Raw genomic sequence first — 18,932 nt, forward strand, 5'->3', positions numbered from 1 at the left:
CCTGGAGTTCTAGTGGCCGGCGAGTTCGCGGGCCCGGGCGAGTGCGGCATCCGTCGCCCGGTCGAACAGGTCCTTGATCCCGCCCTTTTCCAGCTCCCACACGGCACGCTCGGTGGTGCCGCTCGGGCTTGTGACCTGGCGGCGCAGTTCCGTCGGGGACAGGTCGGATGCCACCAGCAGGCTCGTCGCACCGAGGAAGGTGCCGTTCACCATGACCGCGGCCTCCTCCGGGGTGAAACCCTTGGCGATCGCCGTCGCGGTGAGCTGCTCGATCAGGTAGAAAACGTAGGCCGGACCTGACCCGGAGATGGTGCTGAGGGCATCGAGCTTCTCCTCCGGCACGACCAGGACGTCGCCGACGGTGCCGAAGAGGGACCTCGCGAGCTCGAGATCGGTGTCGCTGGACCGCGTGCCGGCGCTCAGCCCGGTGACGGCCTTGCCGACAAGGGCCGGCGTGTTCGGCATCGAGCGGATGACCGACACGGATTCGGGCAGCGACGCCTCGAACGTGGCAATGGTGACGCCGGCGGCGACGCTGATGACGAGCGTGCCCGGTTCGAGACTGTCGGCGATCTCGGCCAGCAGGTCGAGGACCATGACGGGCTTCACGGCGACGATCACGATGCGCGCGCCGGCGACGGCCTTGCGGTTGGCCGTGGGCTCGTCGGCGGTGGCCCAGGCGGTGACGCCGGGGATTCCTGCGAGTTCGTCGGCCTTCGCCGTGGAGCGGTTGGTTGCCCGGATGCCGCCCAGAACGGTCACATTCGGGTTCAGCAGCCCGGTCAGAACGGCCCTCGCCATCGATCCGGCGCCGAGGAACGCGATGGCGGGCAGTGTGGTGGTTGCAGTCGAAGTCATCCGACGAGTCTACTTTCGCCCCCTGTGCCGGGTCCGTCTGGTGTGCATTCTAGGATTGCCCCATGAGCACTTCGGGCGGGAACAAAGCAATCGTGGCGGCACTCCTCGCCAATCTGGGGATCGCGATCACGAAATTCGTGGCCTGGGCATTCTCCGGTTCCTCCTCGATGCTCGCCGAGGGCGTGCACTCCCTGGCCGACTCCGGAAATCAGGTGCTTCTACTCGTCGGCGGTCGCAAGGCCAAGCAGGAAGCCGACAAGGAGCATCCGTTCGGCTACGGCCGGGAACGCTACGTCTACGCGTTCGTGGTGTCGATCATCCTGTTCTCCGTCGGCGGCGTCTTCTCCCTTTACGAGGGTGTGCGGAAGCTGCAGGACCCGCACCCGCTCGACGTGCCGTGGCTGCCCATCGTGGTGCTGCTGGTCGCCATGGGACTCAAGTCCTTCTCACTTCGCACCGCCATCCAGGAATCGAACCTCGTGCGCGGCAACCAAAGCTGGGTGCAGTTCGTGCGGCACGCGAAGGCGCCCGAGTTGCCCGTCGTGCTGCTCGAAGACATCGCCGCTCTCGCCGGCCTGGTCTTCGCCTTCCTCGCCGTCGGCCTCACCATCATCACCGGCGAGCCCGTCTGGGATGCCATCGGCACCCTGTTCATCGGCGTACTGCTCGTCCTGGTCGCCGTGGTCCTCGGCGTAGAGACCAAGAGCCTCCTCGTCGGCGAAGGCGCCGGTAAGACGGATGCCGCGGCCATCGAGCGTGCCATCCTGGCCGGTCCGGAGACGCGCAAGATCATCCACCTCAAGACCCTTTACCTCGGCCCGGACGAACTGCTCGTCGCCGCCAAGATCGCCTTCGAGGCCGACAGCCAGTTCTCCGATGTGGCGGCGGGCATCAACACCGTCGAAACCCGCATCCGCGAGGCCGTGCCGGCGGCCCGCGTCATCTACCTCGAGCCGGACCTGTTCTTCGACCCCAACCGCCGCACGCCGCCCACCGACACCATCGTCATCAAAGGCAGCGAGTGAACCGCACCGCGGTCGTCCTGCGCCACGATGACACGATCCACCTCGGCAACCTCGAACCGGTGCTGCGGGAGCACGGTTACTCCATTCGCTACGTCGACACGCTCAAGGAGGACGTGCGCGCCCTCGACCCGCGGGAAGCCGACCTGCTGGTCGTTCTCGGCGGCGAGATGGGGGTCTACGAGGCCGACGAGTTCCCCGCGCTGCACGCCGAGATCGACCTGCTCACGCAGCGGCTCGGCGCCTCTCTGCCCGTCTTCGGCGTGTGCCTGGGTGCGCAGCTGATGGCGAACGCCCTGGGCTCCCGCGTCTACCGCGGGCCGACGAACGAGATCGGCTACCGCTCCGTGGAGCCCACGAAGGCCGGGGCGACATCCCCGCTGCGGCACGTCAGCGGCGTCCCCGTCTTCCAGTGGCACAGCGACACGTTCGACCTGCCCGACGGGGTGACACGGCTCGCCGGGTCCCCCCAGTACGGCAATGAGGCCTTCGGGATCGGAGACTGGGCGCTGGCCGTGCAGTTCCACCCGGAGGTCACCGAGGAGATGCACGAGGTGTGGCTGGCGGCCTCGGAGGCGGAGGTGGCCGCCGAGGGCTTCGACGTGGGCGACCTGCGCCGCGAACGCGAACGTTACTCCAGCGGTATGCAGAACGCTTCCCGGTCCATGTTCAGCGAATGGCTCGACGGGTTGGGTCCGCGAAGAACGCCCTGAGCAGCTCCCCGCATTCGTCAGCGTCGACCTCGGCGTAGACCTCAGCGCGGTGATTGAGCCGGCGGTCACGCAGCACGTCGTAGACCGATCCGGAGGCGCCGGCCTTCTCGTCCCACGCGCCGAAAACCACGACCGGCACCCGCGCGGCCAGGATCGCGCCCGCGCACATCACGCAGGGCTCCAACGTCACCACCAGGGTACAGCCGGTCAGGTGCCAGTCCCCCAGGGACGCGGCAGCGTGACGGATGGCGACGATCTCGGCGTGGCCGGTGGGATCCTGCAGCGCTTCGCGCTCGTTGCGTCCGCGGCCGATCACACGGCCGGACGGGTCCAGCACCACCGCACCGACGGGCACATCCCCCGTTTCGAGGGCAGCGCGGGCCTCGCAGAGCGCGAGCCGCATCCATTCGCTGTGCCGGCGATCGACCTCGCCCATCTACGTTCCCTTCCCCGACTAGTAGATTGAGCCTATGCGAGTCCACGTAGCCGACCACCCCCTGATCACCCACAAACTCACGGTACTCCGAGACAAGAACACGCCGTCGCCGATCTTCCGGTCACTTGTCGAAGAGCTGATGACCCTCCTCGCCTATGAGGGGACCCGCGGCGTGCGAGTCGAGGACGTGACCGTGCAGACCCCGGTCTCCGAGGCCCGCGGCGTGCAGATCAGCGACCCCAAGCCGCTCGTCGTGCCGATCCTCCGCGCCGGCCTGGGCATGCTCGAGGGCATGGTCAAACTGCTACCGACGGCAGAGGTCGGCTTCCTCGGCATGGCCCGCAACGAGGAGACCCTTCAGCCCGCCACCTACGCGGAGCGCCTGCCCGACGACCTCTCCGACCGCCAGTGCTTCGTGCTCGACCCGATGCTGGCCACGGGCGGTTCGCTGATCGCAGCCATCCAGTTCCTCTTCGACCGCGGCGCCGTCGATGTCACGGCCATCTGCATCCTCGCCGCGCCTGAGGGGCTCGCCGCGGTCGAGAAGGCCCTCGAGGGCCGCGAAGTGACCATCGTTCTCGGTGCCGTCGACGACAAGCTTGACGAGCACGGATACATCGTTCCCGGCCTCGGTGACGCCGGCGACCGCCTCTACGGTTTGGTCTAGCCCTAGCGAGCACCAATTCCGTCGGGCGGCGGAAACCGCAGGTCCTGCGACATGCCGGGCGTCGATACCCGGCATATTCAAGAATCTTTGATGAAATTGAATTTCATCATGGAAACTTTCATGCTTTCGCGATCCGCGATGGATTCTCCGATCCGCCGCGGAGCCACCGAACGTGATGCGTGTCACACGGCGTCATCCTTGGTTTCAGAATTGACACACGCCGTAACAGTGGGCTTTACTCGCAACTATGACAACGAGCGCACGCCCCCAGACCTCCTTCGAGGCCCCCGGGACTGCCGGCATGATGATGCCCGGCAGCTGCTGCGCGTGTTGCCGAATGTCCCGCTAAGCAGCGAACACCTCGCCGAGTTCCCGCCCCGCTGACTTCACGCGGCCGGTTGGTTGAACTCCGGAGCCCCTCTCGCTCCCTCCAGGCCTCTCACCGGCCGCACTTTTTCGAACCTGGAACAGCTCCTCAGCGTCGGGTTCACCTGCAGTACCCCAGCCAAGGATTACTCTCATGTCGCTTGCCCACATTGACACCGCCCGCTCGGCCCAGGCCGCACGCCTCGAACGCCAGACCGCTCCGACGCCCGCCGCACCCCGCATCCGCGCCGTGCCCGAAGGCACGCAGGCCCGTGGCTTCGTTTTCTACGTCGGCATCGACGAGGCCACGGCCGCCGCGGCCGGGACCAGCCTCAGCCGCATCGTCGAGGCGCTCAAAGCCCTCACCGGAACCATCGCGCCGACGGCGGAGACTCATGCCGCCGTCGCACTGGCGCCCGCCGGAGCCGGTGGACGCGACGTCGACGTCGTGCGCCTCGCCCTGCAGGACCCGACTGCGCTGGCTCGGCACCGCACTGTGACGGACGACCCCGACCGCGCACTCGGCGGCGTCGTGGTGGACATCTCCCGCAAGCGGGTCATCCTCGACGGCGAGACCGCGGCGCTCACCTACAAGGAATTCGAGCTGCTGCAGTACCTGGTGCTCCGCGAAGGCCGCACCATCGAGCGTGCCGAACTGATCGCCAAGCTGTGGAACGCCTCCGACGAGGAAGACGCGCCGAATGAGCGCACCATCGACGTGCACGTGCGTCGCCTGCGCGCCAAGCTCGGTCGCTACGAAGACATCGTGCGCACCGTGCGCGGGGTCGGCTACCGCTTCGACCGGCACGCCGACGTGTCGATCCGCCAATCGAGCACGCCGAGCCCGGACGTCTTCTAGCTTCCAGCTTCCCGCTGTGTGAGTCCCGCCGCCGTGGGCGATGAGGGTTCGCCGATTGGGGTTTCCGGGGCCTTGCAGCGCCTCTCCTCGAACGAATTCGACGGAGATTCTGCCCAAATCGTCCCCGCAATACTCCGAAAAGCAGTTTCAGACCAGAATCTCCGTCGAATTGGTCCAACACCGGGCACGGCGCTCCGCCTGAGATGAACAGCATCCACAAATTGCGGTCGGTTCTGGCCTTCCGGGAGCGACGCTGCAAAACAATTCGACGGCGATGGCGTGACAGAGGGCCGGTCGTAGTAGCTACGACCGACCCTCTTCCCTTGCACCAAGAGTGTCCTGCAATCACATTTCGCGTCTTCCGCCACAGCAAACGGTTGACGCACTTCGAATATATAACGAACGCATAACGAAGCGCCACTTGTTTGTCATTCTTTTTTTTTTGTTCAAATCCCCACGAGTGGGGGAGGCGGCCCGATGCCGAGTCCCTATTCTTGGAGATCAAGGATGTGGGGAGGCAGCGTGACCGATCGAGCCGTGGCCGTGGCCGCCTGGGAATCACTGTTTCGTGCCCAGGTTGCCATTATGCGCAGCCTGGCCGCCGATTTTCCGGCTCATGACATCTCGTTCAACGAGTACGACGTGATGTTCAACCTGTCCCGGGCCGCCGGCCGGCGCCTGCGGCTCCGCGATTTGAATCGGCAGGTGCTGCTGACCCAGCCGAGCGTGAGCCGTCTGGTCGACCGGCTGGCCGCGCGGGGCTATGTGCGGAAGCACACCGACCCTACTGACGGCCGCGGCGCCCTGATCGAACTGACGGATGCCGGCTTCGACCTGTTCCGCCGGGTCGCTGTCCAGCACATGGGCACCATCACCGACCGCATCGGCGACACGCTCGGCACCGACGAGCTCCTGCAACTCACCGCCCTCTGCGATCGCCTGCATGGCGCGGACTGACCTGCGCCGCCCAGGTTGCGCCGCCTTGACGGAACCCGGCGCGCCGCCTCTCTCTGCCCTGTGCAGGGCGCGCGAGCGAGCGTACGGTGATCCGCGAGGAGGTGATTCCCATGCATGCAGCGCAGGGAGACCGGGTCGTCATCCGAGGAAAGACGGTGGAAGCACCGGACCGGCACGGTGAGATCGTGGAGGTTCGCGGGCCCGACGGCGAACCTCCCTACCTCGTGCGGTTCAGCGAAGGGCATGAGAGCATCCTGTTCCCCGGCACGGACTTCATGATCGAGCACATCGAACCTCGCTAGCACAGGATGCCGGAGGGTGCGGCACACGCATCCGGCCAGGTCAAGGGGGTACTGCGCCGACATCACCTGAGTCAACTTCGAAACACGCGTTGCAGATCGTGGCGGGTACAAGATCAGGAGCTTCAGCCATGAGAATCACGTGTCCTTTTTGCCACTCGACAGCTCGCCTGACGCCGAACCCGGCGCACGCCGCGCACCGCGCCCTCCCCGTCTACGTGCTGACCTGCTCCGGCTGTGATCGCACCAATGTGCGCCGCGAGTCGGCGCATCTGCCTCGGCCGGTCCTGGCCGTTCGCTGATCCGGCGGCCGTCACTCCTCGGTCAGCGGGCGTCGAGGCGGCCGATCAGCTTGTGGGTCGCTGTCATGGCGCCGCCGAGCACGGCCGGTATACCGCCGCCGGGGTGCACCGATGCCCCCACCCGCCACAGCCACGGGCGTAACCGGCTGGTGTACCCGGGGCGGTGAAACGGCCCGCTCTGCCAGAGCGGGTTGGTGGCGCCGTAGAGCGCACCACCGGTGGAGCCCCAGCCAGCGAAGTACCGCGGATCAAGCACGACGTGATCACGGAACAGCTCGCTGATCGGCCGGTCCAGGCCCACGGCGGCGCTGACCCGCGCGACCTCACGCGCCACCCACGGGCTGTCGAGGTCATAGCGGCGGCCGTCAGCGGGCGCGGTGAGGAGCACCGCCACGGTGGCCCGGTCGTTGGCATAGACCTCGTGCGGCCGGTAATAGTTCAGGAAGGCCATCGTCTGCTCGGGCACAGCCCCGGCATCGAGACTGCGGTGCAGGGCGGCCGGGTCGTCGGGCAACACGACGGAATGCGTGGCGGTGCCCTCCGGCAACGAGGTCTCAAGCACGGCATAGATGGCCACGCCGGAGCAGGACAGCTTCCGTGGCCGGACCGGCGGCACGCCGAGCAGCCCGTCGAGCACCCCACGGTCGAGCCCGCTCACGATCACGTCGGCCGGATGCGTCGCCGTCGCCGTGGTCACGAGCCCTTTCGACACGGCGGTGACGGGCTCGCTAATGCGCACGACCGCGCCGGCGTTCAACGCGAGCCGGTGCAATGCGAGCGGCAGCTCGTTCACACCGCCCTCGGGAACCCACACGCCGTCCCTGGCCATGATCGCCGGCATGCTCGCGTACAGTGCGAGGGTCTGCCGGGGAGAGACACCGGCATTGAGGGTGTGGATGGCGATAACCTCACGCAGGCCTTCGGGCATCCAGCTCAGGCCGTCGAGAAAGCTGCGCGTGGTCAGGCGGGTGCCGTAGAGCCGAAACACGTTGCGTACGGCCGGCAGCGATGCCGGATCGGCCGGGTCGGCGGTCAGCATGCTCGTGAGTTGAGGCCCGAGGCCACCGTGTTCTTTTTCGAACCGGGTCCAGGCCGCGTGCCACGGGTGACCGGCGGGCACCGGCAGGACGGCGTCCGCTCCCCGGTAGAAGTACCGGCCCACCTCAGGCAGTCTCCGCAACGTCACCGCGGCCACCGCGGCGGCTTCGGCGGGAACAGAGCGGCGGGCGCCGAGCGCGTCGTAGCGGGCCAGCAGCTCCTCCCAGACCAGAGGGAAGGTGACCAGCGCCGGTCCGGTGTCCACGTGCTGCCCGTCGATTTCGAGTCGTCGGCTCTTGCCGCCGATCCAGTCGGAGCCCTCCAGCACCGTCACCGAATGGCCGGCGCGGGCCAGCAGCGCGGCGGCCGTGAGCCCGCCGACTCCCGCGCCGAGCACGACGATGCGCTGCGGGGTCAGGTTCGTCTTCCTGCGGGATCGTGTCATAGGAGCTCCTTGAGCAAAAAAACTGCCACGAGCTGGGCCCCGGCGACGGAACCTGCGACGTAGGGGAACGCGATCGAGTAGCGGTACATTCGGCGGGCCGTCATCGGCGTGGGGCTGCGCCCCAGCGACCCCACCAGCCAGCCGGCGATGAGCGCATTCACCACGGCGACCGGCCAGTTGATCAGCGCGAAACCCACGGTGGACAGGGCCCACCACGCGCCGCTCCACACCACGGCGCCGCGCGCGCCGAGAAGAACGGCAGTGGTTTGAATTCCGGCTGCACGGTCCTCGTCGATGTCCTGCACCGCGTCGTAGGTGTGCTTGGCCACACTCCACGCCATCAGTCCGATCGCCGTCGCCCAGACCGGTGACTCGCCGAGGGCGAGAGGCACGAAGACCAGCGGGAAAGCGTAGGCGGCGTTACTGAGCGAGTCGAGGTAGCGCCGGGCTTTGAAACGCAGCGGGGGTGCCGAGTAGAAGATGAAGATCACCATGTACGCGGCGATCCAGGCGAGCGCCGCCGCCGGCAACGTAGCGAGGAAATACGCCACGAAAGGCGCGTTGGTCAGCACGACTCCGAGCACGATGGCGCGGGTTTCCGAGCCGAGGATGCGGGCCCCCTCGAGGCCACCCTTGCGGGCGTTCCGGGCATCCGTTTCCTGGTCGAAAATGTCGTTCACACCGTAGATCAGCAGGTTGAACGGCAGCGTCACCCAGAGGAGCAGCGGAACAATCTCCCACCGCCACAAATCCCCGACCAGCCACATGGCGATGACGGTGGTTCCGATGGTGTTGACCCAGAGCACCGGTCGGGAGATCTGAACCAGGCGGGTGAGCACTTTCTCACTCTATCGCTGCGAGAGACCGCGTTTTTTCGGGTGCCGACGCCCATGCATTTCGGACAAACAGGAAACCCCCGCAATCTGCTGATTGCGGGGGTCCAGATGTGCGCCCGAAGGGATTCGAACCCCCAACCTTCTGATCCGTAGTCAGATGCTCTATCCGTTGAGCTACGAGCGCAGGCTGCCCAGAGCTAAGTACTCTCTGACAACTTGAAAACTATAGCAGTTATTCGGGATGCTCCGGCGCGGTAACCGGACCCGAGGTGCGGATTCCGAGCCAGGAGGCGAGCCCGCCGGCGAACATCAAGCCCGCGACGACGACCATCACGCGCTGGAATCCCGGAACGTCGAGCGTAGTTCCGATGATCGTGCCGGCCAGAGCTACCGCGACTAGACCGGCCACCCGGGCGACGGCGTTGTTGATGGCCGAGCCGATGCCGGCCTGCTCGGGCCGGATGGAACCGAGGACCGCGGAAGTGAGCGGCGCCACGGTGATGGCCAGGCCGAGGCCGATCACGACGACGGCCGGCACGACCTGCGACCAGAGCGCGATCGGCGGCACCGCCCCGAGTAGCAGCAGGAATCCGGCTCCTGCCACCATCGGGCCCACGGTCATAAACGCGCGCGGTCCGTAGCGGCCGGCCAGGGTGCCGAACAGGGTCGCGAAGAGCAGGAGCATGGCGGTCGCCGGGATGCCGGCGAAACCGGTTACGGTCGCCGAGAAGCCGCCGACCTGCTGCAGATAGAGCGTGAACACGAAGAAACCGAGGCCGAGGGCGGCGTAGAAACCGACCGTGGCGATGTTACCGACGCCGAAATTGCGGATCTTGAACAGGCTCAGGGGCATCATCGGATGCGGCGCGCGCGCCTCCCACCAGAGGAACCCCGCGAAGGCCAGCAGCCCGACGACAAGCGGCACGAACACGACCGGGCTGGCCCAGCCCAGCCGCCCCTGCTCGATCAGGGCGAAGACCGGACCGCCCAGCCCGAGCGCGGCCAGGCCGGCGCCCCACGCGTCGATGGGGGCCGCCGGACGGGTGCGCACCGGCTCGTCCAGGCCGGCCAGCAGCACCAGGGTAACCATGATGGGGATCACGTTGAGCCCGAAGATCAGGCGCCAGCTGAGCGTGTCCACCAGGATGCCGCCGAGCACCGGACCCATGATGCCCGCGATGCCCGTCCAGCCGGTCCAGGCCCCGATCGCTCGAGCCTGCGCCACCCCCGAGAACGTCGAGGTGATGAGCGCCAGGGAGCTCGGCACGAGCAGAGCCGCCGCCACGCCCTGCAGCACCCGGGCCAGCACGAGCGCACTCCCCCAGGGTGCGACCGCGCACGCCAGCGAGGTGATCCCGAACCATACCAGCCCGATCCGGAGCACCCGCACCCGGCCGAACGTGTCCGAGAGTGACCCGGCCACGAGGATCAGGGCGCCCAATGAGAGCAGGTAGCCGTCGACCGCCCACTGTTGCAGCACCAGACCGCCGCCGAGTTCCCGAGAAATCGCCGGCAGCGCGACCGTGATGATGGAGCCGTCCAGGAACGCCACGAACGACGCCAGAATGGCCACGATCAACACCCGATGCTCTCTGGAAATCACTCTCCCAGTTAACCCGATTCGCGGCCCGATCGAAGGCCCGATCCGGAGGGCGCGGGCCCCGGTGTGGCCCTAGACGAGGTCTGGGGCAGGTGCAAAACTGACGCCATGACCGCGACCCGCAACACCCAGGCATCCTTCGAATACGCTGGCCTTCGGGCCCTGTTCATCAATTGCACCCTCAAACGAAGCCCCGAAATCAGCCACACACAGGGCCTGATGAACCTCAGCATCAACCTGATGCACGAGCAGGGCGTCCACGTCGAGAACATCCGGGCCATCGACCACGACATTGCCTCGGGCGTCTACCCAGACATGACCGAACACGGCTGGGCGACGGATGCCTGGCCCGCCCTGTTCGACAAGGTGCGCGCCTCCGACATCGTCGTGATCGGCGGGCCGATCTGGCTCGGCGACAACGGCTCGGTCACCAAGCGCGTGATCGAACGGCTCTATGCCATGTCGGGGGAGCTGAACGACAAGGGTCAGTACGTCTACTACGGCAAGGTGGGCGGGGCCGTCATCACCGGCAACGAGGACGGCGTGAAGCACTGCGCGTCGAACGTGCTCTATAGCTTGCAGCACATCGGCTTCACGATTCCACCGACGGCCGACGTCGGCTGGATCGGCGCGATCGGTCCGGGCCCGAGCTACCTGGACCCGGGTTCCGGGGGGCCGGACAGCGACTTCACGAACCGCAACGTGACCTTTATGACCTGGAACCTGATGCACCTGGCCGCAATGCTGAAGGCAAACGGCGGCATCCCCGCGTACGGGAACCTCCGCGCGGATTGGGACGAGGGCGAGCGATTCGGATTCCAGCCGAACCCGGAGTACCGATAGCGGCGTCGACGCGCCCGAAGTGAGGACGCCATGACCGCGACCCTGCGCGAGGTGGCGCCGGCCTCCCCGCGGAGCCGCTTGGACGTGCGGGTCACCGGCGGGATCGTGCGCGGCGTGGACGACAATGGCATTCGGCCTGGCGAGACATCCCCTACGCCGCGCCACCCGTGGGCGAGCTGCGGTTCCGGGCCCCACAGCCGGTGAGAAGTGCCTGAGTGTCAACGTGCTTCGGCCGGCGTCGGCGTCGCGTAGACGGCTGGGCCGCCCGGTGATGGTCTTCATCCACGGCGATGGCTACAGCGTGGGATCCTCGCAGGATTTCACCGGCCGAGGGGAAAGTTTCGTGCGCACCGGGCGGGTGGTCTGCGTCAGTTTCAACTACCGGCTGGGTGCCCTCGGCTACCTCGACTTCTCCCGGTATTCGACATCGGAACGGCCCCTGGAGAGCAATCCCGGGCTGCGCGACCAGGTGGCCGCCCTCTGGTGGGTGCACGACAACATCCGTGCCTTCGGGGGGAACCCCCACAACGTGACCGTGTTCGGGGAATCGGCCGGCGCCAACGCGGTGCTCCATCTGATGGCGACGCCCTCCGCCGCGGGGCTGTTCGCCCGCGCCATCGCGCAGAGTCCCCCGACCAGAGCGTCGTTCTCGCACTCACTGACCGAGGGCTGGGCCGCCGAGTTCGTGGTGGAGTTGCGCTCCCAGCGGCCGCACGCCTACGCCTGTCGCCGAACGAGCTGCTGACCACCGCCGCGGTAGCCGACCTGACCCAGGCGGCCGTGGCGCTGCAGGCGCGCACGCCGGATGCCAACCCGGGCACCTTCTGCCTGATCCCGGTGATCGACGGGGATTTCCTGCCCGAGCGGCCGCTCGACGCCTTCCGTCACGGGACCGCGCACCGGGTGCCGCTGATCATCGGCACCAACGAGCGGGAGGGGTCGCTGTTCCGGGGCCGGGTGGACACCCTGCCGAAGTCGCCGACGCGTATCGCGGCCGTTCGACCACGCCCCGGTGAGCTCGCACGACGCGATGCGCTCCGTCTACGCGAGCCTGCCGGCGAAACGGTCGTCGTCGGACTTCGGCGGGGATTTCGTGTTCTGGTATCCGAGCCTGCAGATCGGCGACTTCCACTCCCGGGTCGCGCCGGTCTACACGTACCGGTTCGACCTGGCCCCGCGGCTTATGCACATGCTGGGCATCGGCGCCACACACGGAATCGAGCTGTTCGCCCTGTTCGACCACGTCGACGGCCCCACGGCCCGGGCCATGACCCTGCTCGGCGGGCGGGAACTCTTCATCATTGCGGGCGAACGGATGCGCCTGCACTGGCTTCTTCGCCTGCACAAGGCGGCCCGACGACACCTGGCCGACCTACTCGGAAACCGACCGGCTGACTCTGATCATCGACGAGGTCGATCGCATCGAATCGGATCCGCGAGGAGAGCGGCGGGCGGTCTGGCAGGAGTTCCTGCCGCACTTCTAGCGGGTAGCGGCGGTTGAGCCCGTCGGCGTGAGCTCCCCGTTACTCCTGCGCCGGCCACCGGCCGAACGAATTCGACGGAGATTTTGCTCAGAACTGGCCCAGAACATCCGTTTGGGCTCGAAATCGGTAAAATCTCCGTCGAATTCGTTAGGGGCCCGGGTGCCTGAGATCACAGCAACGGATGCCGGTGCGTAGCCAACACCACGGCACCGGGCCGACCGAATTACTTTCTATACTCGTGCAGAACCTCTTGACTGCACATTCGTATACGTTTACTATTAAGGTATGGCTGGGGCCCCCACTCCGCACCACCCCACCGCCTCACCGCAGGCGGTGTCTTCCCTCGCGCAGTCACCCCTCGCGCAGTCACCCCGTGCACAATCATCCCTCGTGCAGCAGTTGCAGCAGGCGCGTGACCTGGCCGCGGCCGTGCTGGATTCGGTGTCCTTTTCCCTCCTGGGCGAGGCGGACGCGATGATGGTGCTGGGCACGGTTGAAGACCTCGGCCGTCGGATCGATGCGGCCAGGGTTGCCTCTGCCGCCGACATTTCGGTGCGGTGCCGCCGTATCCTGGGCAATGAGTCCCTGGCGTATAAGAACGGGGCCAGCAGCGGCATCGACCTGATCACTCGTCTGACCCGCGTCTCTTCCCGTGAGGCGAACCGGCGGGTGCGCCTGGGCGAGAACGTGACCCCGCGCCGGGCGGGCACCAGCATGCTGCCGCCCTACTACCCGGCCGTGGCCGATTCCCTCACCGCCGGGGACCTCGGCGTGGATGCGGCCGAGAACATCGTCACCGCCCTCGACCAGGTCGCGGCCCGGGTCGCGCCCGACGACCTCGGCACCGCCGAACGTGCCCTGGTGGCCAGCGCGACCGGCGCCGTCACCGACGAAACCCAGGGCCTTCCGGGTGAGGGGTTCGCGTTTCCTGCGGACCTGGTGCGGGGTATGGCGGGGCAGTGGCAGGCTCGCCTCGATCCCGACGGCACCGCCCCCAACGAGCCCGTCGCCGAAGCCCGCAGCACTGTGGGCTTCGGGCTCTTCCGTGACGGCCTCTACCCGCTCCGCGGCGGCGTCACGCCGGAGCTCCGCGGCATCATGAACGCCACCTTCGACACGTACCTCTCCGCCCACGCCACCCCGGCATTCCCCACGGCCGAGGAACAGGCGCGCATGGCGGCCGGGCAGCTGATCCCGGGCGCCGAGGCCGCGGCCCTCAGCGACGACCGTAACGGCGGTCAGAAACGCGCCGACATCCTCCGTGGTGTGTTCGAAGCCGCCATCCGCGCCCCGGGAACCCCGACCATGGGCGGCGCCGCCCCCACCGTCATGATCCACGTCAACCAGGCCGACCTGGCCGCCGACCGTGGGGTGGGCTGGATCGACGGCGTCGAAGCGCCGATCTCGCTGACAAGTGTGAAGCAGGCGCTCTGCGCCGGCGGATTTCAGGAGATCGTGTTCGGCCTGAGGAACGAGGTCCTCAGCCTCAGCACCGAGAATCGTTTCTTCAACCGGGCCCAACGCCGCGCCATCGCCGCCCGCGACGGCGGCTGCACCATCCCCGGCTGCACCGTGCCCGCAGCCTGGTGCGAAGTACACCACGTCATCCCCTGGCACCGCGGCGGAAAAACCGAGATCACCAACGGGGTACTGCTCTGCTGGTACCACCACCACAGCATCGACACCTCCGGCTGGAACATCCGCATGATCCGGGGCAAACCCCAAGTCAGGGCACCCTACTGCTACGACCCCACCCGCACCTGGCGGCCTGGGGGAGGGAACCGGTTGGGGGCTCGACAGGCTCAACCAACGTTGGCGTGATTTTTCGGGATCGGGTCACCAAATGGCTCAGACACGGACGTTGGTTAGAGCCTCCGGAATCAAGTCACCGGTGCGTTCCGGGACAGAAAAACCCTTGCACCCAGTGAGAAAAACCGGGATGCGGAGGAACGAGAAGCGTGGGTAGTTCACGTAATTCTCGCAGGTCACTCATAGAGCTAAAGGGAGCTGCAACGAATAGTTCCGATTCCATCACATCGCCGAATTAATTCCACCTCAGTGCCCGATCGGTCGCCGTCCTAGCGATGCCGGCCTGCGCCGAGGAGTCTGACATACCGACAGCTGACCAGACCCCAACAACTCGAGGAGCTTGGCGCAGCGAATAACTTGGCTTCTGTTGACGCCAGCCGAAAATGAGGTCATTTCATCGAAACACACTTTATCTCGGAGGCGAGAAGAGCGAAGTACCTCGAGGACAACTCCTCGACGACCTGCCCCTCAAGCTTTCCGACTTCCTCGCGTTCTTTGGGGGTCGGAGGAATCAAATCCGGAAGAAGCTTCTCGACGACGTTCGCGGAGTTGTCGTCGCTGTGAGCGACGACAAAGCCGACTCCGCGATCAAGGAACCAGAGCACGACGCCGTATGGACTGGTTAGCGGCGGCAGAACGACACTAGTGAAGAAGTTTTAGACGAGCGCCCGCCGGATTCCCACGCCAGATCATGCGGCAGGATGGCCTGGTGCTGTGCGCCACTCGCGGTTTACGCACCGACGAACGGAATGTCGGCGGTATTCTCAAATTCACAAGCAACGGGGAAACAAATGCACATCAGACGACTTCTCGGCGGAATCGGGGTGCTGGCCATTGGGTTGGTTGTCCTAACTGCATGTTCCACCGGCATCGAGAATGACAAGCGACAGGCAATCCCGTTCACGCCTGCTGCAACACAGGCTGCCGCCCCCGCGGTCACGACCGCGGAAGTCGTTAACATCGTCATTGCGAGAGCCGGCATTCTGGACGCGTCAGCCCAGGAATCAGTGGATTGCAAGGCATACGCAGCCGCAGATTCCTCAGGGGTTGCCGGTGATGATCCTGTCTTACGGGCACAGGTAGACCCGTGTTGGGTTCAAATCGATGCATTCCTCACTGCGGCCGCTCTGTTGAGCGCCGACCTGCGACCAATTGTGGACAACTCCTCAGCGCCCGCTGCGATTGCAGACATCGCTGAGGAGACGGCGAACCTTTTCATGGGAGTGCAACAAATAGTTCTCAGCCCGGAGTGTAGAAACGGCAGGGTTACGTCCCTGCGAGTGGTGTGGTTTCCGGCTTCTGAGTGTTGTTTCGTCAACGTGAAGAGCCACCGTGGGATGGTCAGTGAGCACCGATCAAAGAACTCACAAAGGACACCACACGATGGCTCTAGACCAGTCTGCCCTGCTTGACCTGCTGGGAGAACTCAAACTCACCAATGTCACCGACCGCATCCGCGTCGCGACCGAAACTCTCTATCAAGAACTGATCGATGCGAAGGCGACCGCGTTCATCGGTGCCGCCCCGTTCGAACGCAACGGAGACCGCACCACCCACCGCAACGGGACTCGATCCCGCACGTTGTCGACCACGGCCGGGGATCTTGATTTGAAGATCCCGAAGCTGCGCGTCGGGTCGTTCTTCCCCGCGCTGCTGGAGCGCCGCCGCCGGGTGGACCAGGCCCTGTTCGCGGTCGTGATGGAGGCCTACGTCCACGGCGTCTCGACCCGAAAGGTCGACGACCTGGTCAAGGCCCTCGGCGCTGATACCGGGATCTCCAAGTCGGAAGTGTCCCGGATCTGCGCCGGCCTCGATGCGGAAGTGGCGGAGTTTCGGGATCGGACCCTCGCCGCACAAGACTTCCCCTACGTGTTCCTCGACGCCACCTACTGCAAAGCGCGCGTCGGGCACCGGATCGTCTCCCAAGCAGTCGTCGTCGCGGTCGGCGTGGCCGCCGACGGGCGCCGGGAAGTTCTTGGGTTCGACGTTGGTGACAGTGAAAACGAAGGCTTCTGGACCAGCTTCCTGCGGTCGTTGAAGACTCGAGGTCTGGATGGGGTGAAGCTGGTCATGTCTGACGCTCACACCGGGCTGAAGAAAGCCATCGGGACCGTCTTTCAAGGCGCTGGCTGGCAGAGATGCCGGGTGCACTTCATGCGCAACGTCCTCGCGGTCGTGCCGAAGGGATCGCAGGAGATGGTCGCCTCAATCATCCGCACCATCTTCGCCCAGCCCGACCGCGAACACATCGAGAAGCAGTTCCGCGAGGTCACCACCATGCTCGGCCGCTCGCACCCCAAAGTTGCGGCGATGCTCGCCGACGCGCAACCCGACATGCTCGCGTTCGCTGCTTTTCCGCGGCGCCACTGGCGACAGATCTGGTCCACGAATCCGTTGGAACGGGTCAACAAGGAGATCAAACGCCGCACCGACGTCGTCGGCGTCTTCCCCAACGCTGCCGCCCTGCTGCGCCTGGCTGGGTCAGTCCTGATCGAGCAACACGATGAATGGGAAGCTGGCGAACGCCGCTACTTCTCCGAAGCCTCCATGCTCGAGCTGACCACAATGAACAACCCCATCGAAGTCATCGACGAGGCGGTGATTCTCCCAGAACTCGCTGCCGCCTAAACTAAACCAACTGACCCGCACGGTGACGAGGAATTACACCACCCAGCGGAACGTGACCAACGGCAGCGCGCCCGACTTTGATTCTTGCGTTACTTTCTTTCAAGGAACTTATGCGGTCATACAACGTGGGCTGACCGTCTGAGCCCTGCCTGGCGCGTCTACGCCTAATAGGTCTCGTCCCGAGATGACAATGTGGGAGTACCCCAACTTGGCTTCAGGCGTATGTATTTCACGCCTGTGGAGTTTGGCGAATGGCGGCGTTCTGTGGCCGCGCGATGTGCATTGCCGGGCTTCGAGTCGTCTTACATCTCATGTGTGGCGAGTTCAGGTGGTGAGAGCAACACCCTGAGTTCTGTGGGGTGTTGTCGATGGCTCGACCGTGGTCGCCTTTGAGCGTCGGTTGTCGTTTTGGGATGGGCTGGACGCGGGGCTATCGGTGGCCGTCGCGGCGCAGGCTGCTGGGGTGTCGCGACCGACTGGGTATCGTTGGTTAAGCCAGCATCAGAAGGTGCTGCCATCACCGGTTCAGGATTTCAGTGTTGCCCGTGCCGGACTCTTATCGTTGCGAGAGCGCGAAGAGATCGGATTCCAGCTCGCCCGCGGTCAAGGGGTGCGCCGCATCGCCGCGGCTCTGGGCCGGGCGCCATCAACGATCAGCCGGGAGGTGGCCAGAAACAAGGTCACTGGCCGCTACGTGCCGTCGCTCGCGCAGGAGCAAACCTGGGCGCGGGCTCGCCGGCCCAGAGCCCAGAAGCTGGACGGGTTAGCGTTACGGGAACAGGTCACCACGATGCTCACCGATCGGTTCAGCCCGGAACAAGTCGCGGGCCGACTGAAAGTCGAGCATCCGGAGAATCCGGAGATGCAGGTGTCACACGAGACGATCTACCAGGCCCTCTACGTGCAGGGCCGCGGATCGTTGCGCCTGGAAGTTGCCACCGCGTTGCGCTCAGGGCGCGTAACACGGCGGCCGCAGAGGCCGGAGGGTCCGCGGCCGCAGAGATTCCGGGAGATGGTGATGATCTCCGACCGCCCGCCGGAGATCGAGGACCGCGCCGTTCCTGGGCACTGGGAGGGCGACCTGATCATCGGCTCGACCTCGTCGAAGTCCGCGATCGGAACACTCGTCGAACGGACCACGGGATACGTGATGCTGCTGCATCTGCCCGGGGATCACACCGCTCGCACGGTGGCCGACGCGATGATCGTCGCGATGAACACTCTCCCGGAACAGCTGCGCCGTTCGACCACCTGGGATCAGGGAGCGGAGATGTCCCGACACCAGGAAATCACGATGGCGACCGGGATGCCGATCTATTTCTGCGATCCGCACTCGCCCTGGCAGCGTGGCAGCAACGAGAACACCAACGGGCTCCTGCGCGAGTACTTTCCGAAGGGTACCAACCTGTCCTTCCACGGGCCCGGGATACTGGAAAACGTTGCCGCGGAGCTCAACCGCCGGCCCCGCAAACGCCATGGCTACCGAACGCCCGCAGAAGTCCTCGCCACGCTAATCTCGAACCCAACAAATCAAACCGGTGTTGCAGACACCCCCACTTGAATCCGCCAGTTATGACACGCATTGGTTATGAGACAGATTGCCCCAAGGGGCCGTGCGGCAAATGACTTGTGTCTGGCCTGCGCGTCCTCGCCAGGTGCCACAGCCGATACTGTCGATTATGTCAGCTTGTAATGCATCTATTGCAGGAATTGCAGAATAGGACTCCCCTGGTATTTTTCCGCCGGAGCGCCGGCCGCGTCAGGAACTTC

18 protein-coding genes, 1 tRNA gene and 1 pseudogene are annotated in these 18,932 nt (G+C 65.8%); 13 read left to right on the forward strand and 7 right to left on the reverse strand.

All coding sequences use genetic code 11. The features are described 5' to 3' along the window. Positions 1-9 precede the first annotated feature (9 nt). A complete protein-coding gene (gene proC, locus CXY82_RS08225; RefSeq protein WP_104100681.1) occupies positions 10-858 on the reverse strand; it encodes a pyrroline-5-carboxylate reductase in 849 nt (282 codons plus the stop codon). A gap of 62 nt (positions 859-920) precedes the next feature. On the opposite strand from proC, the gene CXY82_RS08230 reads away from it, so the two are divergent. Together CXY82_RS08230 and CXY82_RS08235 are read left to right on the forward strand one after the other, a co-directional pair. Beyond that, positions 921-1,883: a cation diffusion facilitator family transporter gene (locus CXY82_RS08230; protein ID WP_104170483.1), complete on the forward strand. Its 963-nt coding sequence runs from the start codon at positions 921-923 to the stop codon at positions 1,881-1,883. Next, positions 1,880-2,593, forward strand: a complete 714-nt coding sequence (locus CXY82_RS08235) for a glutamine amidotransferase (RefSeq protein ID WP_104170484.1) — start codon at positions 1,880-1,882, stop codon at positions 2,591-2,593. Before CXY82_RS08230 ends, CXY82_RS08235 begins: the two co-directional genes overlap by 4 nt. Here CXY82_RS08235 and tadA read toward each other — a convergent pair. After that, positions 2,550-3,029, reverse strand: coding sequence for a tRNA adenosine(34) deaminase TadA (tadA, locus tag CXY82_RS08240; protein ID WP_104170485.1), 480 nt, complete (start codon positions 3,027-3,029; stop codon positions 2,550-2,552). The genes CXY82_RS08235 and tadA overlap by 44 nt on opposite strands. A 34-nt stretch (positions 3,030-3,063) precedes the next feature. On the opposite strand from tadA, the gene upp reads away from it, so the two are divergent. The 4 genes from upp to CXY82_RS08260 all read left to right on the forward strand — a co-directional run bounded on the left by upp (position 3,064) and on the right by CXY82_RS08260 (position 6,180). Beyond that, positions 3,064-3,696 carry a uracil phosphoribosyltransferase gene (gene upp, locus CXY82_RS08245; protein WP_104100677.1) on the forward strand — a complete coding sequence of 211 codons (633 nt, stop codon included), beginning with the start codon at positions 3,064-3,066 and terminating at the stop codon, positions 3,694-3,696. Between the two features lie 520 nt (positions 3,697-4,216). Then, positions 4,217-4,921, forward strand: a complete 705-nt coding sequence (locus CXY82_RS08250) for a winged helix-turn-helix domain-containing protein (RefSeq protein ID WP_104170486.1) — start codon at positions 4,217-4,219, stop codon at positions 4,919-4,921. 507 nt (positions 4,922-5,428) lie between these two features. Continuing rightward, positions 5,429-5,878 (forward strand): MarR family winged helix-turn-helix transcriptional regulator, encoded by a 450-nt coding sequence (locus CXY82_RS08255; protein ID WP_104170487.1) that lies wholly within the window; start codon positions 5,429-5,431, stop codon positions 5,876-5,878. A 110-nt stretch (positions 5,879-5,988) separates the two neighbouring features. After that, positions 5,989-6,180 (forward strand): DUF1918 domain-containing protein, encoded by a 192-nt coding sequence (locus CXY82_RS08260; protein WP_104170504.1) that lies wholly within the window; start codon positions 5,989-5,991, stop codon positions 6,178-6,180. Between the two features lie 321 nt (positions 6,181-6,501). Here CXY82_RS08260 and CXY82_RS08265 read toward each other — a convergent pair whose 3' ends face one another. The 4 genes from CXY82_RS08265 to CXY82_RS08280 all read right to left on the reverse strand — a co-directional run bounded on the left by CXY82_RS08265 (position 6,502) and on the right by CXY82_RS08280 (position 10,380). Then, on the reverse strand, positions 6,502-7,962 hold the full coding sequence (locus CXY82_RS08265; RefSeq protein WP_104170488.1) for an NAD(P)/FAD-dependent oxidoreductase: 1,461 nt from the start codon (positions 7,960-7,962) through the stop codon (positions 6,502-6,504). Beyond that, complete coding sequence (locus CXY82_RS08270; protein WP_104170489.1) at positions 7,959-8,801, reverse strand: UbiA family prenyltransferase; 843 nt, start codon at positions 8,799-8,801, stop codon at positions 7,959-7,961. The genes CXY82_RS08265 and CXY82_RS08270 overlap by 4 nt, the downstream gene beginning before the upstream one ends. 108 nt (positions 8,802-8,909) lie before the next feature. After that, positions 8,910-8,982, reverse strand: a tRNA-Arg gene (locus CXY82_RS08275). 48 nt (positions 8,983-9,030) lie between these two features. Further along, positions 9,031-10,380, reverse strand: coding sequence for an MFS transporter (locus CXY82_RS08280; protein WP_370443690.1), 1,350 nt, complete (start codon positions 10,378-10,380; stop codon positions 9,031-9,033). A 126-nt stretch (positions 10,381-10,506) separates the two neighbouring features. On the opposite strand from CXY82_RS08280, the gene CXY82_RS08285 reads away from it, so the two are divergent. The 5 genes and pseudogenes from CXY82_RS08285 (at position 10,507) to CXY82_RS08295 (ending at position 14,546) form a co-directional block, all read left to right on the forward strand. Beyond that, the gene (locus CXY82_RS08285) at positions 10,507-11,241 is read left to right on the forward strand and encodes a flavodoxin family protein (protein WP_104170490.1); all 735 of its coding nucleotides are present in this window, start codon (positions 10,507-10,509) and stop codon (positions 11,239-11,241) included. A gap of 124 nt (positions 11,242-11,365) precedes the next feature. After that, positions 11,366-11,986 (forward strand): carboxylesterase family protein, encoded by a 621-nt coding sequence (locus CXY82_RS17580; protein WP_199180916.1) that lies wholly within the window; start codon positions 11,366-11,368, stop codon positions 11,984-11,986. Positions 11,987-12,078: 92 nt separating this feature from the next. Next, positions 12,079-12,135 (forward strand): annotated as a pseudogene (locus CXY82_RS18565) (hypothetical protein); the annotation flags it as partial. 118 nt (positions 12,136-12,253) lie between these two features. Beyond that, on the forward strand, positions 12,254-12,742 hold the full coding sequence (locus tag CXY82_RS17930) for a hypothetical protein (RefSeq protein WP_233199262.1): 489 nt from the start codon (positions 12,254-12,256) through the stop codon (positions 12,740-12,742). Between the two features lie 268 nt (positions 12,743-13,010). Beyond that, complete coding sequence (locus CXY82_RS08295; protein WP_104170491.1) at positions 13,011-14,546, forward strand: HNH endonuclease signature motif containing protein; 1,536 nt, start codon at positions 13,011-13,013, stop codon at positions 14,544-14,546. A 377-nt stretch (positions 14,547-14,923) separates the two neighbouring features. Here CXY82_RS08295 and CXY82_RS08300 read toward each other — a convergent pair whose 3' ends face one another. Beyond that, positions 14,924-15,139 (reverse strand): hypothetical protein, encoded by a 216-nt coding sequence (locus tag CXY82_RS08300; protein ID WP_104170492.1) that lies wholly within the window; start codon positions 15,137-15,139, stop codon positions 14,924-14,926. 778 nt (positions 15,140-15,917) lie between these two features. On the opposite strand from CXY82_RS08300, the gene CXY82_RS08305 reads away from it, so the two are divergent. Together CXY82_RS08305 and CXY82_RS08310 are read left to right on the forward strand one after the other, a co-directional pair. Then, positions 15,918-17,162: an IS256 family transposase gene (locus CXY82_RS08305; RefSeq protein ID WP_104170493.1), complete on the forward strand. Its 1,245-nt coding sequence runs from the start codon at positions 15,918-15,920 to the stop codon at positions 17,160-17,162. Between the two features lie 511 nt (positions 17,163-17,673). After that, a complete protein-coding gene (locus CXY82_RS08310; RefSeq protein ID WP_370443691.1) occupies positions 17,674-18,723 on the forward strand; it encodes an IS30 family transposase in 1,050 nt (349 codons plus the stop codon). Positions 18,724-18,932: the final 209 nt, after the last annotated feature.

It is taken from the genome of Cryobacterium sp. M23, assembly GCF_002929655.1.
GTDB classification, from domain to species: domain Bacteria; phylum Actinomycetota; class Actinomycetes; order Actinomycetales; family Microbacteriaceae; genus Cryobacterium; species Cryobacterium sandaracinum.